At 74.8% G+C, this 14,268-nt stretch carries 14 protein-coding genes and 1 pseudogene; 9 read left to right on the forward strand and 6 right to left on the reverse strand.

Going from position 1 to position 14,268, the window contains the following annotated elements; all coding sequences use genetic code 11:
• The first annotated feature begins 16 nt into the window (after positions 1 to 16).
• From K7B10_RS29020 to lgt, 9 genes and pseudogenes are all read left to right on the forward strand, one after another.
• The gene (locus K7B10_RS29020; protein ID WP_229340516.1) at positions 17 to 664 is read left to right on the forward strand and encodes a TIGR02234 family membrane protein; all 648 of its coding nucleotides are present in this window, start codon (positions 17 to 19) and stop codon (positions 662 to 664) included.
• A gap of 115 nt (positions 665 to 779) precedes the next feature.
• Positions 780 to 1,031 (forward strand): HGxxPAAW family protein, encoded by a 252-nt coding sequence (locus tag K7B10_RS29025; protein WP_229340517.1) that lies wholly within the window; start codon positions 780 to 782, stop codon positions 1,029 to 1,031.
• A gap of 82 nt (positions 1,032 to 1,113) precedes the next feature.
• Entirely contained in the window at positions 1,114 to 1,599 is a 486-nt protein-coding gene (locus tag K7B10_RS29030) for a DUF2752 domain-containing protein (RefSeq protein WP_229340519.1), read from the forward strand.
• A gap of 171 nt (positions 1,600 to 1,770) precedes the next feature.
• Positions 1,771 to 2,580, forward strand: a complete 810-nt coding sequence (gene trpC, locus K7B10_RS29035; RefSeq protein WP_229340521.1) for an indole-3-glycerol phosphate synthase TrpC — start codon at positions 1,771 to 1,773, stop codon at positions 2,578 to 2,580.
• An 8-nt stretch (positions 2,581 to 2,588) separates the two neighbouring features.
• Positions 2,589 to 2,798: a tryptophan biosynthesis modulator TrpM gene (gene trpM / locus K7B10_RS29040; RefSeq protein WP_229340523.1), complete on the forward strand. Its 210-nt coding sequence runs from the start codon at positions 2,589 to 2,591 to the stop codon at positions 2,796 to 2,798.
• 226 nt (positions 2,799 to 3,024) lie between these two features.
• Positions 3,025 to 4,269, forward strand: coding sequence for a tryptophan synthase subunit beta (gene trpB, locus K7B10_RS29045; protein WP_229340525.1), 1,245 nt, complete (start codon positions 3,025 to 3,027; stop codon positions 4,267 to 4,269).
• The gene (gene trpA, locus K7B10_RS29050) at positions 4,266 to 5,081 is read left to right on the forward strand and encodes a tryptophan synthase subunit alpha (protein ID WP_229340527.1); all 816 of its coding nucleotides are present in this window, start codon (positions 4,266 to 4,268) and stop codon (positions 5,079 to 5,081) included. The genes trpB and trpA overlap by 4 nt, the downstream gene beginning before the upstream one ends.
• Before the next feature lie 126 nt (positions 5,082 to 5,207).
• Positions 5,208 to 5,999, forward strand: a pseudogene (locus tag K7B10_RS29055) (DsbA family protein); the annotation flags it as partial.
• A 291-nt stretch (positions 6,000 to 6,290) separates the two neighbouring features.
• A complete protein-coding gene (gene lgt, locus K7B10_RS29060; RefSeq protein WP_229340531.1) occupies positions 6,291 to 7,367 on the forward strand; it encodes a prolipoprotein diacylglyceryl transferase in 1,077 nt (358 codons plus the stop codon).
• Between the two features lie 72 nt (positions 7,368 to 7,439).
• On the opposite strand, the gene K7B10_RS29065 is transcribed toward lgt, so the two are convergent.
• Genes K7B10_RS29065 through K7B10_RS29090 form a run of 6 tightly spaced genes read right to left on the reverse strand, consistent with a single transcriptional unit; the run spans position 7,440 to position 14,225 of the window.
• Positions 7,440 to 8,261 (reverse strand): HpcH/HpaI aldolase/citrate lyase family protein, encoded by an 822-nt coding sequence (locus K7B10_RS29065; protein ID WP_229340534.1) that lies wholly within the window; start codon positions 8,259 to 8,261, stop codon positions 7,440 to 7,442.
• On the reverse strand, positions 8,258 to 9,454 hold the full coding sequence (locus K7B10_RS29070) for a CaiB/BaiF CoA transferase family protein (RefSeq protein ID WP_229340536.1): 1,197 nt from the start codon (positions 9,452 to 9,454) through the stop codon (positions 8,258 to 8,260). The genes K7B10_RS29065 and K7B10_RS29070 overlap by 4 nt, the downstream gene beginning before the upstream one ends.
• The gene (gene rbsK / locus K7B10_RS29075; protein ID WP_229340538.1) at positions 9,451 to 10,368 is read right to left on the reverse strand and encodes a ribokinase; all 918 of its coding nucleotides are present in this window, start codon (positions 10,366 to 10,368) and stop codon (positions 9,451 to 9,453) included. The genes K7B10_RS29070 and rbsK overlap by 4 nt, the downstream gene beginning before the upstream one ends.
• Positions 10,365 to 11,924 carry an ADP-ribosylglycohydrolase family protein gene (locus tag K7B10_RS29080; RefSeq protein WP_229340540.1) on the reverse strand — a complete coding sequence of 520 codons (1,560 nt, stop codon included), beginning with the start codon at positions 11,922 to 11,924 and terminating at the stop codon, positions 10,365 to 10,367. The genes rbsK and K7B10_RS29080 overlap by 4 nt, the downstream gene beginning before the upstream one ends.
• Positions 11,921 to 13,066, reverse strand: coding sequence for an ADP-ribosylglycohydrolase family protein (locus K7B10_RS29085; protein ID WP_229340542.1), 1,146 nt, complete (start codon positions 13,064 to 13,066; stop codon positions 11,921 to 11,923). The genes K7B10_RS29080 and K7B10_RS29085 overlap by 4 nt, the downstream gene beginning before the upstream one ends.
• Positions 13,067 to 13,073: 7 nt before the next feature.
• Positions 13,074 to 14,225, reverse strand: a complete 1,152-nt coding sequence (locus K7B10_RS29090; protein WP_229345490.1) for an ADP-ribosylglycohydrolase family protein — start codon at positions 14,223 to 14,225, stop codon at positions 13,074 to 13,076.
• Between the last annotated feature and the right edge of the window lie 43 nt (positions 14,226 to 14,268).

Genomic DNA, 14,268 nt, shown 5'->3' on the forward strand with positions numbered 1-14,268 from the left:
AGGGGATAGTGGGTACGTGAGTGCCGTACCCCCACCCCGAACCGACGCCGACGCCCCCGCCGCCCCGCAGGCCCCGGACGGCCGCGGCGGCCGCCGCAGCGTGGCCGTCGCCCTGCTGCTCGGCGCGCTCGGCGCCACCGTCGTCCTGCTCGCCTCCGGCCGCGTCTGGGCCCGGGGCACCGCCGCCGTCGGGGGCGGCTCGCTGCCGCTCACCGCGGACGGGCGGGCCGTCACCGGGCTGCCGGCGGCCCTGGCCATCGTGGGCCTCGCGGCCCTGGTGGCCGTGTTCGCCGTACGCGGCAGGAGCCGGCTGCTGGTCTCCGGGCTGCTCGCGCTGAGCGGCCTGGGAGCGGCCGTGGCGGCCGTACTGGGCGCCGACGACCGACGGGCCCTGGACGCGCAGGCCGCCCGTACGACGGCGGACACCGCGGCGCAGGTGGGGGCGCTGACCCACACGGCCTGGCCGTACGTCACGGCCGCCGGCGCGGCCCTGATCCTGGTCGCCGGACTGCTGGCCCTGCGGTTCGGCAGCGGCTGGCCGGCGATGGGCGGCCGCTACGAGCGGGACGGCAGCCCCCGGCCCCGCAAGGCGGCGGTGGTGGACCCCGACCGGCCCGAGGACCTGTGGAAGGCCCTGGACCGCGGCGAGGACCCCACCCGCTGACCGCGCATCCCGCCCGGTGCGGGACAATGAGCACCGAGCATTCGACGCAAGCCGTGTTCTGCGAACACCGCGCGTCTTCTGAACACCCTGCGACAGAGCAAACGAGGAGCAACTCATGGCGGGCACTAGCCACGGACACACCCCGGCCGCCTGGACCGGTGTCATCATCGCCTTCATCGGTTTCTGCATCTCCGGCGCCTTCATGGTGCTCGCCAACCCGCTCGGGTTCTGGGCCGGTCTCGTCGTCGTCGCGCTCGGCGGTGTGGTCGGTCTGGCGATGAAGGCCGCGGGCATGGGCATGCCGAAGCCCGCCCACGAGGACCTGGCCGTGGTCATCGCCGCGAACAAGGCCACCGCCAAGGTCTGACCGGCCGGGTGCCGGTGAACGGTTTCGAAAGGCGCGGCCCGGTTGGGCTGCGCCTTTTGTCATGAGCGGAGAGAATCAGCGCGTGGACGCCCCTCACAGCCCCTACGCCGTACCGCCCGCGCCCGCGCCCGCGCCCGCGCCCGCGCCGGTGCCGCCCGTGCCGCCGCGGGGCCGCCTCCGGCGGCTGGCCTCGCCGGGGCTGACACTGGCCGCGGCGGGGCTGGCGTTTGCGTACGTGGGCACCGTGGATCCCAATGAACCCGGCCACTATCCGGTCTGCCCGCTATTCCGGCTGACCGGAATCCTCTGCCCCGGATGCGGCGGTCTGCGCAGTGCGCACGCGTTCGCCCACGGCGACCTGATCACCGCTTTGGGGGCAAATGCCCTGGCCGTCGTCGGCTACTTCGTCTTCGCCGGGTTCATGATCCTGTGGCTGGTTCGCGCCGGCCGCGGCGGTCCGACCCCGCGTTTTGCCCTGCGGCGGCCGCACTGGTGGGCCGTCGGGGTACTGGCCCTGGTCTTCGTGGTGGTCCGAAACCTGCCCTTCGGGACCGCACTGGCCCCGTGAGGACCGGGAGATTTCCTATGAATCTCCGATTCCGAATGTCCATTCCATGGGACGCCGTCAACCGCGTGCGGAGGGCAAGGCCTCCTGCGGATACCATTTGATTGCTGACCTTGCAGTTGTACGTGTCTGCAAGGCGGCCGACCGTCATCGACCCGGAAGGGGGCCGCTCGCGTGAGTGTGCTCGACGAGATCATCGAAGGGGTCCGCGAAGACCTTGCCGAACGGCAGGCCCGCGTGAGCCTCGACGAGCTCAAGGAGCGTGCCGCCAAGGCGCCCCAGGCCAAGGACGGCGTCGCTGCCCTGCGCGGCGACAGCGTCAAGGTGATCTGCGAGGTCAAGCGCTCCAGCCCCTCCAAGGGCGCGCTGGCCGCCATCGCCGATCCGGCCGGGCTGGCCGCCGACTACGCGGCGGGCGGTGCGGCGGTCATCTCCGTCCTCACCGAGCAGCGCCGTTTCGGTGGCTCGCTGGCCGACCTGGAGGCCGTCCGCGCCCGCGTGGACATCCCGATCCTGCGCAAGGACTTCATCGTCACGGCGTACCAGCTGTGGGAGGCCCGCGCCTACGGCGCCGACCTCGTGCTGCTGATCGTCGCGGCCCTGGAGCAGGAGGCCCTCGTCTCCCTGATCGAGCGGGCCGAGTCCATCGGGCTCACCCCGCTCGTCGAGGTCCACGACGAGGACGAGGTCGAGCGCGCGGTTGCGGCCGGCGCCAAGATCATCGGCGTCAACGCCCGCAACCTCAAGGACCTCAAGGTCGACCGCTCCACCTTCGAGCGCGTCGTCGGCGAGATCCCGGCCCACATCGTCAAGGTTGCCGAGTCCGGCATCCGCGGGCCGCACGACCTGATCGCCTACGCCAACGAGGGCGCCGACGCCGTCCTCGTCGGGGAATCCCTGGTCACCGGACGCGACCCGAAGGCGGCCGTGGCCGACCTCGTCGCCGCCGGCGCCCACCCCGCCCTGCGCCACGGACGGAGCTGACCCGTCCCATGGCCCCCAACCGTCCCACCGTCCGCACCCGGCCGGGCCGCGGCCCGGCCGGCGTGCCGACGGCGTACGCGCCCCTGGCGCGCGGCTGCCGCCCCCGCGGCTGCCGCGCCCCGGCCCGGCGCGTGCACGGGCGGCGGGTCCGGTACGTGATCGGCTCCGAGCCCGGTCAGGTCAACGGCATGCGATGGCGCACCGCAGGCGCGCTGTAACGAGGACCGCCCCGGTCCGGTACGCCCGGCGCCACCGTTTCGTCTCCACGGTGCCGGCGTACCGCCCCCGGCGGTACTCGCTTACGGTCCGTCGCCCCGGGCCGCCGGCCCCGGGCACGGGCCGCTGCCCCGTACGCATCCCCACCCCCGCAGCGGGGTGCGCGTGCGGCGGGCCCGCGGCGCAATACGGTGCACCCATCCCATCGCACCCGTAGGAGTACTGGCCATGTCCAGCAACTCGTTCTTCATTCCGGACCCGGAGGGTCACACCCCGAACGCCGAGGGCTACTTCGGCGACTTCGGCGGCAAGTTCATCCCGGAGGCGCTCGTCGCCGCCGTCGACGAGGTCGCCGTCGAGTACGAGAAGGCCAAGGGCGACCCGGCCTTCGCGGCCGAGCTCAACGACCTCATGGTCAACTACACCGGCCGGCCCAGCGCCCTCACCGAGGTGCGCCGGTTCGCCGAGCACGCCGGCGGCGCCCGGATCTTCCTCAAGCGCGAGGACCTCAACCACACCGGCTCGCACAAGATCAACAACGTGCTGGGCCAGGCGCTGCTCACCAAGCGCATGGGCAAGACCCGCGTCATCGCCGAGACCGGAGCGGGCCAGCACGGCGTGGCCACCGCCACCGCCTGCGCCCTCTTCGGCCTCGAGTGCACCGTCTACATGGGCGAGATCGACACCCAGCGCCAGGCCCTGAACGTGGCCCGCATGCGGATGCTGGGCGCCGAGGTCATCGCCGTGAAGTCCGGCTCCCGGACCCTCAAGGACGCCATCAACGAGGCGTTCCGCGACTGGGTCGCCAATGTGGACCGCACCCACTACCTCTTCGGTACGGTCGCCGGCCCGCACCCCTTCCCGGCCATGGTCCGAGACTTCCACCGGGTCATCGGCGTCGAAGCCCGCCGCCAGATCCTGGAGCGCGCCGGCCGGCTGCCCGACGCCGTCGCCGCCTGCGTCGGCGGCGGCTCGAACGCCATCGGCCTCTTCCACGCCTTCATCCCGGACACCGGGGTCCGCCTGGTCGGCTTCGAGCCCGCCGGGCACGGCGTCGAGACGGGCGAGCACGCGGCCACGCTGACCGCGGGCGAACCGGGGATCCTGCACGGCTCCCGCAGTTACGTCCTCCAGGACGAGGAAGGCCAGATCACCGAGCCGTACTCGATCTCGGCCGGCCTGGACTACCCCGGCATCGGCCCGGAGCACTCCTACCTCAAGGACATCGGCCGCGGCGAGTACCGCGCGGTCACCGACGACGCCGCGATGCAGGCCCTGCGCCTGCTCTCCCGCACGGAGGGCATCATCCCGGCGATCGAGTCGGCGCACGCGCTCGCGGGCGCCCTCGACCTGGGCAAGGAACTCGGCGAGGACGGGCTGATCGTGGTCAACCTGTCCGGCCGCGGCGACAAGGACATGGACACGGCGGCCCGCTACTTCGGGCTGTACGACGGCGAGGGGGAGACCAAGTGAGCACCGGGAACATCCAGCTGCTGAGCGACACCCTCGCGAAGGCCAGGTCCGAGGACCGCGCGGCCCTCGTCGCCTACCTCCCGGCCGGGTTCCCGACCGTCGACGGCGGGATCGAGGCCGTCAAGGCCGTCATCGCGGGCGGCGCGGACGTGGTCGAGGTCGGCCTCCCGCACAGCGACCCGGTCCTGGACGGCGCGATCATCCAGACCGCCGACGACATCGCCCTGCGCGGCGGCGTCAAGATCGCCGACGTGCTGCGCACCGTGCGCGAGGCGCACGCGGCGACCGGGGCGCCGGTGCTGGTGATGACGTACTGGAACCCGATCGACCGCTACGGCGTGGACCGGTTCGCCGCCGAGCTGGCCGCGGCGGGCGGCGCGGGCTGCATCCTGCCCGACCTGCCGGTCCAGGAGTCCGCGCTGTGGCGCGAGCACGCCGACAAGCACGGTCTGGCGACCGTCTTCGTCGTCGCTCCGAGCAGCAAGGACGAGCGTCTGGCGACCATCACCGCCGCCGGTTCCGGATTCGTCTACGCCGCCTCGCTGATGGGTGTCACCGGCACCCGCGAGTCGGTCGGCAACGAGGCCCAGGAGCTGGTCCGCCGTACGCGCACCACCACCGAGCTTCCGGTCTGCGTGGGCCTCGGCGTCTCGAACGCGGTGCAGGCCAAGGAGGTCGCGGGGTTCGCCGACGGGGTGATCGTCGGCTCGGCCTTCGTGAAGCTGCTGCTGGACGCCCCGGACCTGCCGGCCGGGCTGGCGGCCGTGAAGGCGCTCGCCGGCGAGCTCGCGGAAGGCGTCCGCAGGGGCTGACGAGCTCGCCGGCGGAAGCGGGCGTTCGATCGGCGCCGCGAACCCGTGAGCGGGTTCTGTAGCCCGATCGGGTGGAAGTGGGAGCGGGGAGGCACGCGAGTGCCTCCCCGCTTCGTTTGGCCGAACGTGAGCGAGAAGAACGACGGTGCGAACCGCGAAGCGAAACGATCGGCCCGCGAGCGGCTCCAGGTGGAGCGCGAGCGCGAGAAGAAGAGGGAGAAGCGGCGGCGGACCCTCGTCGTGGCGTCGGCCGTGGTCGGCGTCCTCGGCCTGGCGGCCGTCGTCGGCCTGATCGCGGCCAACACCGGCAAGGGCGACAAGTCGGACGCCGCGGGCCCGGTGACCGCCCCCTCCGGGGCCACCGGCAAGGACGCGCTCGCCATCCAGGCCGGCAAGCCCGAGGCCAAGTCCACGCTGACGGTGTGGGAGGACTTCCGCTGCCCGGCGTGCAAGTCCTTCGAGACCAACTACCGGGACACGATCCACGAGCTGGAGGCCAAGGGCCTGCTCAAGGTCGACTACCACCTGGTCACCCTGATCGACGGGAACATGGGCGGCAGCGGCTCGCTGAAGGGCGCCAACGCGGCCGCCTGCGCGCAGGACGCCGGGAAGTTCCCCGCCTATCACGACGTCCTGTTCGAGAACCAGCCGCAGGAGACGGACGACGCGTACGGGAACAACGCGAAGCTGCTGGAGCTGGCCGGCAAGGTGGACGGGCTGGTCACCCCCGAATTCCGCAAGTGCGTCGAGGACGGGACGCACAACAGCTGGGTCAACAAGTCCTACGAGGCCTTCCGCGCCGGGAAGTTCCGGGGCACCCCGAGCGTGCTGCTGAACGGCAAGGACATCTTCGCCGACCAGGCCAACCCGGTGACCCCGCAGAAGCTCAAGGAACAGGTGGAGGCCGCCGCGAAGGGCAGCGGGGGCGGCAACGCCTCGGCGTCGCCGTCCTCGTCCGGATCCCCCTCGGCTTCGCGCTCCGCCTCGCCGAGCGCCTCCGCGAAGGGGTCGAAGAGCGGGGGTTCCGCGTCGCCGTCCGCCTCTTCCTCCACCGTGGCGAAGTCCTCCTCCACCGGAACGGGCTCGCGGGCGGGCTCGGCCGGCGTCGCGAAGGGGGCCGGCGAGGACTGATCGGCCATCTCGATTTGGCGCCAGGTTGCCGGGCGGGTTGCGGTCCGTACCGCCCGGCAGGGTAGCGTCGGCTCTGCCATGAACCTTGCCTATATCCCCAGCCCGTCGACCGGCGTGATCCATCTCGGACCGATCCCGCTGCGCGGCTACGCGTTCTGCATCATCATCGGCGTCTTCGTCGCCGTCTGGCTCGGCAACAAGCGGTGGATCGCGCGCGGCGGAAAGCCGGGCACCGTCGCGGACATCGCCGTGTGGGCGGTGCCGTTCGGCCTGGTCGGCGGTCGCCTCTACCACGTGATCACCGACTACCAGCTGTACTTCGGCGAGGGCCGCAACTGGGTCGACGCCTTCAAGATCTGGGAGGGCGGCCTCGGCATCTGGGGCGCGATCGCGCTGGGCGCGGTGGGCGCCTGGATCGGCTGCCGCCTGCGCGGCATCCCGCTGCCGGCCTGGGCCGACGCCCTGGCCCCGGGCATCGCGCTGGCCCAGGCCTGCGGCCGCTGGGGCAACTGGTTCAACCAGGAGCTGTACGGGCGGGCCACCGACCTGCCCTGGGCCGTCGAGATCAGCGACGGCCCGAACCGGATCGCCGGCACCTACCACCCGACCTTCCTGTACGAGTCGCTGTGGTGCCTCGGCGTCGCCGCGCTCGTGATCTGGGCCGACCGCCGCTTCAAGCTCGGCCACGGCCGGGCGTTCGCCCTGTACGTCGCCGCGTACTGCGTGGGCCGCGGCTGGATCGAGTACATGCGCGTCGACGAGGCGCACCACATCCTCGGCCTCCGGCTGAACGTGTGGACCTCGATCTTGGTCTTCATCCTGGCCGTGGTCTACCTCGTGCTGTCGGCGAAGCTGCGGCCGGGCCGCGAGGAGGTCGTCGAGCCGGACCGCGGGCCCGCGGCGTCGGACCCCGCGACCAAGGACGAGGCGGACGGCGAGGCGAAGGACGGGGCGAAGGACGGCGCCGTCGGGGCGAAGGACTCCCAGGACGGGGAATCCGGGCCGAAGACGGACGCCACGACCGACGTCAAGACCGAGGCCAAGACCGACGCCGAGGTCGCGGCCACGGCCGATGCCGAGGCCGCTTCCGACGGCGGGACCGGGGACGCCGTGACGGCGGCCGCCGAGGCTCCGAAGACCGCCAAGAAGCTCTGACCGGATCCTCCGGACCACACGGGAGGGGCGCCGCGCACACCGCGCGGCGCCCCTCCCGTTCCGCGTCCGGGGTCAGGACAGGACGGGGGACTCCCGCCTGGCGAGGGCGACGACCCGCTCCGCCCCCGCCAGCACCGCCGGGTCGACGAAGCGGCCGTCCGGCAGGGCCACCGCCCCCGGGGTGCGCCGGGCGGCCGCGACGATCTCCTCGGCCGCGGTGACCTCGGCGGGCCCGGGCAGGTAGGCCCGCTCGATCACCGGCAGCTGGCGCGGGTGGATCGCCGCCCGGCCCAGGAACCCCAGGGTCCGGCCGCGCGCGCAGGAGACGGCCAGCGCCTCCAGGTCCCGGATGTCGGGGAACACCGACTGCGCGGGCGGGGCCAGCCCCGCCGCCCGGGCCGCGACCACCACCCGCGAGCGGGGCCAGTCCAGACCCGCCTCCGCGCTGATGCCCAGATCGGCCCCGAGGTCGGCCTCGCCGAGTGAGAGCCCGCGCAGGGCGGGGTGCGCGCGGGCGATCTCGTACGCGCGCTCCACGGCCAGCGCCGACTCCAGCATGGCGTGGAGGGCCACCCCGCCGGTGCGGTCGGCGACCGCGGCGATCTGCTCCGGCGCCGTGATCTTCGGCAGCCGCAGCCCCGTCAGGCCGCGCAGCCCGGTCAGGGCGGTGAGGTCGGCGCCGGCCCAGGGGGAGTCCAGGGCGTTGACCCGTACGAACACCGGGACCTCGGGGCGCTCGGCCAGCCGTTCCGCGGTGGCGGCGCGGGCGTACTCCTTGCGGGAGGCCGACACCGCGTCCTCCAGGTCGAGGATCACGGCGTCGGCCCCGGAGCGCAGCGCCTTGGCGACCACCTCGGGGCGGTCGCCGGGTACGTAGAGCCAGGTCAGGATCACAGGGCCCCTTCCCTCCGCAGTGCGCTGATCTCGGCGTCGGACAGGCCGAGCTCGGTGAGTACCGCATCGGTGTCCGCGCCGTGCGGGCGGCCCGCCCAGCGGATCCCCCCGGGGGTCTCGGACAGCCGGAACAGGACGTTCTGCATCCGGAGCGGGCCGAGTTCGGGGTCCTCCACCTCGGTGACGGTGTCCAGGGCCGCGAACTGCGGATCGGCCATGACGTCCCGCACGTCGTAGACGAGGGCCACGGCGGCCTCGGCCTCCTCGAAGGCGGCGACCACGTCGTCGGCCTTGTGCCGCCCGATCCAGCCGCCGACCGCCTCGTCGAGGACGGGCGCGTGGGCGGCCCGGCCGGAGCCGCTCGCGAACCAGGGCTCGGTGATCAGCTCGGGCCGCCCGACGAGCCGCACGACGCGTTCGGCGATGGACTGGGCGGAGGCGGAGACGGCCAGCCAGCGGCCGTCGGCGCTGCGGTAGGTGTTCCGCGGGGCGTTGTTGGCGGAGCGGTTGCCGGTGCGCGGCTGGACGTAGCCGAGCTGGTCGTACCAGAGCGGGTGCGGGCCCAGCACGGTGAGGATCGGCTCGATGATGGCCAGGTCCACCACCTGCCCGTGGCCGGTGCGCGTGAGCCCGGCGAGGGCCGTCATCACGGCGTACGCGGTGGTCAGCGCGGCGATCGAGTCGGCGAGGCCGAAGGGCGGCAGGGTGGGCGGCCCGTCGGGCTCCCCGGTGATCGAGGCGAAGCCGCTCATCGCCTCCGCCAGGGTGCCGAAGCCGGGGCGGTGGGCGTACGGGCCCTGCTGGCCGAAGGCCGTGACGCGGGCCAGGACCAGCCGCGGGTTGGCGGCGGACAGCTCGGGCCAGCCCAGGCCCCACTTCTCCAGGGTGCCCGGGCGGAAGTTCTCGATGACCACGTCGGCGGTGGCGGCCAGCCGCAGCAGGGTGTCGCGCCCGCCGGGCGTGGAGAGGTCGAGGGTCATCGTCCGCTTGTTCCGGCCGAGGAGCTTCCACCACAGCCCGACGCCGTCCTTGGCGGGGCCGTGGCCGCGCGAGGGGTCCGGGCGCACCGGGTGCTCGATCTTCACCACGTCGGCGCCGAAGTCACCGAGCAGGGTGGCGGCGAGGGGCCCGGCGAAGAGGGTGGCGAGGTCCAGTACGCGCACGCCCTGCAGCGGCCCCTGGCCGGGGTTCACGCGCAGGCTCCGGGGAGGGTGCCGGCCGCGGCGAGGGCGTCCGTCTCGGCGCGGGCCGGCATCGAGTCCTGGGCCCCCGGACGCTGGACGGAGAGCGCGGCCGCGGCCGAGGCCCAGCGCAGCCCCTCCGGCATGGCGCGGCCCTCCCCGAGGGCCACCGCGAGAGCCCCGACGAAGGTGTCCCCGGCGGCGGTGGTGTCCACGGCCCGGACCCGGGGCGCGGGCACGGTCAGCGGCTCCCGTCCGCGGGCCGCGTACAGGGATCCGGCCGGGCCGAGGGTGATCACGACCTCCGGGACCTGGTGGAGCAGGGCCTCGGCGGCCTGGTACGAGTCGGTGAGCCCGGTCAGGGCGGCGGCCTCGTGCTCGTTGGGGACCAGCAGGTCGGTGGCGGCGAGGAGTTCCCCGGGCAGCGGCTGGGCGGGGGCCGGGGTGAGGACCGTACGGACGCCGTGGGCGCGGGCGGCGAGCGCCCCGGCGAGGACGGCGGACAGCGGGAGTTCGAGCTGCAGCAGGAGCGAGTCGGCGGCGCCGATGCGGGAGTCGTCGCCCGCCTCCAGGCCGGTGACGCGGGCGTTGGCGCCGGGGATGACGATGATGCTGTTTCCGCCCTCGTCGTCCACGGTGATGTGGGCGGTGCCGCTGGCACCCTCGACGGTGCGCAGGGCCGCCGTCTCGACCCCGGCCGCGGTGAGCGCGGAGCGCAGCCGTACGCCGAACCCGTCGGCGCCGACCGCGCCGATCATCACCACCTCCCCGCCGCCGCGGGCGGCGGCGACGGCCTGGTTGGCGCCTTTGCCGCCGGGGACGGTGCGGAACTCGCGGCCGGTGACGGTCTCCCCGAGGCGGGGGGCCTTGGGGACGTAGGCGACGAGGTCCATGTTGGTACTGCCGAGCACGGCGATGGCCGTCATGGGCGGGCTGCCTCCTGTGCGGTGAGTCGGGCGAGGGTGTCGAAGCCGATGCCGTCGAAGCCGGGGACGGTGGTGGCGAGGCGGTTCTTGAGGGGGGCGGACCAGCGGTGCGGGACGCCGTCCGGGTCGACGAGCGCGGCCAGGGAGCCGGCGGTGGCGCCGTTGGAGTCGGTGTCCCAACCGCCGGACACCGCACGGCAGACGGAGCGGGTGAAGTCCCCGTCGGCGTGGGTGAGGGCGGCGGCGACGAGGGCGGTGTTGGGGACGGCGTGGACCCAGTGGTAGTGGCCGTACCGCTCGTGGAGGTCGTCGACGACGCGGTCGAAGTCGGCGTGCCGCCCGGCCGTGTCGACGGCGTGGCGCACGGCCTCGGCGAGGCGCGAGCGGGGCGGTACGACGGCCAGCCCGGCCCGGAGCGCGGTGTGGACGTCGGCCCGGCCGCCGGCGGCCTCGGCCAGGGCGGCGGCCGCGAAGAGGGCGGCGTAGAGGCCGTTTCCGGTGTGGGTCAAGGTGGCGTCCCGGTAGGCCTGGGCCGCGGCGGCGGCCGGGTCGCCGGGGTTGGTCCAGCCGTGGACGTCGGCCCGGATGAGGGCGCCGATCCACTCGCGGAAGGGGTTGTGGTGGGTGGCGGTGGCCGGGGGCTCCAGCCCTTGGAGGAGGTTGCGGTAGGCGAGGCGCTCGGCGGTGAAGGTGCGGCCCGCGGGCAGCTCGTCGAGCCAGAGCCGGCCGAGGTCGGCGGTCGTGAAGCGCTTGCCGTGGCGCTGGAGCAGCCGGAGCCCGAGGAGGGGGTGGTTCAGATCGTCGTCCTCGGGCATGCCGTCGATGTTCTCAGCGAGGGAGGTGGCGGCGGAACGCCGGTTCCAGGGATGGGCGGCCAGGAGCTCCGCGGGCACGCCGCGTTCGGTGAACCAGTCCGCCAGGGGCCAGTTCCCGGCGGCCCGGCCCAGCGCCCGGATCGCGTGCAGCGGCAGCTTCTCGACGGGCTTGCCGAGCAGGCACCCCACGGCCCGCCCCGTCCAGGCGGCTTCCAGCCGGTCCCGCAGTGCGGCCGGCCGGCGCCGTGCCGCGCGGGCCGGGGCCGGGCCGTCCGGCCCGGCGTCCGCCCCCGTGACCCGCGCGGGACCGGTGCGCTGCGGGGCGGGGCGGTCCGGGCGGTGGGGTCCCTCGTGGCCGGGGACCGTGTCCGGCGGCTGCGTGGCGGGCGCGGGCCAGGTCGCCCGGATCTCGGGCCAGAGGGCGGGTTCGTGCGGGGACAGGGGGGACGGGAGGGCCGCGAGCTCGTCCAGCAGGCGGGAGGCCAGGGCCCGCAGCTCGGGCGGGGCCGGGACGGCGGAGGCGCCGGCCCGGTCGGGGGCCGGGGGCCCGCCCGCCGCGAGCCAGGCGCGGAGCAGCGGCCGCGCGTCCCGCCCGTCCTCGGCGGCCTGCCGCAGCTCGTGTCCGACCAGGTCCTCCGGCTGGACCCAGGTGAGCCGGACGGCCGGGGCGGGGCCCACCGGCGCGGGGCCCACCGGGGCGGGGTTCACCGGGACGGGGCTGGTCGGCGGGGCGGGGCTCATCGGGGGGCGGCGATCGCGGCGAAGGCCGACTCGTGGGCCCGGCGGCGCGCCCGGTCCCGCGTGAAGACCTCGCGGGCCACCACCGCCAGTGCCGTCGCCGGGGCGTGCAGGTCGAGGAGGCTGGCCTCGGCGACCTCCTTGGCCCAGGCCGGCGGGACCGCACCGGCGCCCGCCATGGCTCCGGCGATCGCCCCCGCCATCGTGGCGATGGAGTCGCAGTCCCGGCCGTAGTTGACGGCTCCGAGCACCGAGCCCTCGTACGCCCCGTCGGCGACGACCAGCATGCCGAGCGCGATCGGCAGTTCCTCGATCGCGTGGAGGCGGGAGGGGCGGCGGGCGCCGAGGGAGGGGGCGCGGTAGTCCGGGCCGACCGAGTCGTACGGGGCCACCGCCGCGCGCAGCGGGGCCAGGGCAGACTCGAAGTCCCGGTGGCGGGCGGCCGCTTCGCACACCGCCGAGATCGCGTCCCGCGTGCCGTCCTTGGCCAGCGCGAGGGCCGTGTCGACCACCGACGAAGCCGTCGCCCCCGGCAGGCAGGCCGCCGCCACCGCCGCCGCGAAGACGCCCGCCGCCTCCCGCCCGTACGAGGACTGGTGCGCTCCGGCGATGTCCAGGGCCTCCGCGTACGCCCCCACCGGATTCCCCGCGTTGACGATGCCGACCGGCGCCATGTACATCGCCGCCCCGCAGTTGACGATGTTGCCGCTGCCGGCCTCGCGCGGGTCGACGTGGCCGTAGTGCAGGCGGCTCACGATCCACTTCTCCGCGAGGAAGATCCGCTGCAAGGGCAGTGCCTCCGCCTCCAGTTCGGGGATCCAGCGCGGGTTGGTCATCAGGTCCGGGACGAGGTGCTCGGCGACCGCGTACGCGTCCAGGTGGTCCCGTACGGCCTCGTAGACCCGTACGAGCGCGTGCGTCATGAGGGTGTCGTCCGTGACGTGGCCGTCGCCCTTGTGGTACGGCGCGATGGGGCGGGCCGTGCGCCAGTCCTCGTGCCACGGGCCGACGATGCCGTGCACGCGGCCGCCGTGCCGTTCCACGATCTGGTCCGGGGACCAGCCCTCCACCGGACCGCCGAGCGCGTCGCCGACGGCGGCCCCGACGAGGCAGCCGGCCGCCCGGTCTTCGAGAGTGAGCGTCATGTCCGAATCATCCCTTGGGTGAGGTGAGTTCCGTACGAGCGAGCAGCGCGGCGAGTTCGACGAGATCGGTGCCGGCGAGGCGGGGCAGGGAGCAGCCGGAGAGGGTGCGGCAGGCCTCGCGCCAGGCGGCCGGGATCGAGTCGCCCCCGCCGAGGGCGCCGGTGAGCGCGCCGGCGAGGGCGGGGGCGGAGTCCGCGACGCGGGACAGGCAGGCGGCGGCCGGCACGGCCTCGGCGGCCCGGCCCCGGGCGGCGGTGGCGAGCGCGAGGGCGACGGGGACGGTCTCGGCGGCGGCGATGCCGTAGCTGTAGACGTGGTCCACGATCTCGTGTTCGAGGGTGGGGACGATGGCGAAGGCCCCGCCCTCGGCGTGGACGCGGGCGAGTTCGACGGCGTGGCGGGCGTTGCGGCCGATCTCGGTGGCTTCGGGGAGCTGGCCGAGGGCGGCGTCGACGGCGGTGTCGGTGTCGGCGCCGGCGAGGGCGGCCGCGATGGCGGCGGCCATGGCGCGGGCGCCGTGGACCCCGTCGCCGTCCTGGGTGTAGCGGGCGTCGAACTCGGCGAGGTCGGCGGCGGCGGCGGGGTCGCCGGGGTGGACGACGGCGAGCACGCAGGCGCGCACGCAGGCGGCGTCGTCGAAGTAGTGCGGGTTGTCGTGGCCGGTGGCGGGCGGGCGCAGGCCGGCGGCGAGGTTGCCGAGGCCGGCCCGGACGGAGATCCGGGCGCGCAGGGGCAGGACGGCGGACTCCACCTCGGGCGCGCGCTCCGCGGCCGCGGCGATCTCGCTGGCCAGGGCGTTCCAGGCGAGGTCGATGGCGGCCCGCATACGGCGGGACCGGCTGAGGTCGCTGAGCAGCACGCCGGCCGCGGTGAGCACGGATTCGGCGGCGAAGGCGGCCCATTCGGCGTCGTCGGAGGGGCCGAGGCGCAGGGGCTCCGGGGGCTGGTTGAGGGCGATCGGGACGGGCAGGGTGGTGGTCTGGTTGTGCTCGGCGAAGGTGTCGAGCTCGCGGGTCAGGCGGCGGGTCCACTCGGGCATGCGGCTGGCGCGGTGCCGGGCCGCGGGCCATCCGGCGGCATCGCCCGCGGCGAGCCCGAGCAGCACTCCTTCGATCCTCCGGACCCCGGCGGGGGGCGGGGGAGGCTCCGCGGCGGCCACGAGGATCCGGGGGCCGAGGGCCTGCGCGGCCCCCGCGGGGGCG

The sequence above is a fragment of the Streptomyces flavotricini genome (genome assembly GCF_020639365.1).
Lineage (GTDB): Bacteria > Actinomycetota > Actinomycetes > Streptomycetales > Streptomycetaceae > Streptomyces > Streptomyces flavotricini.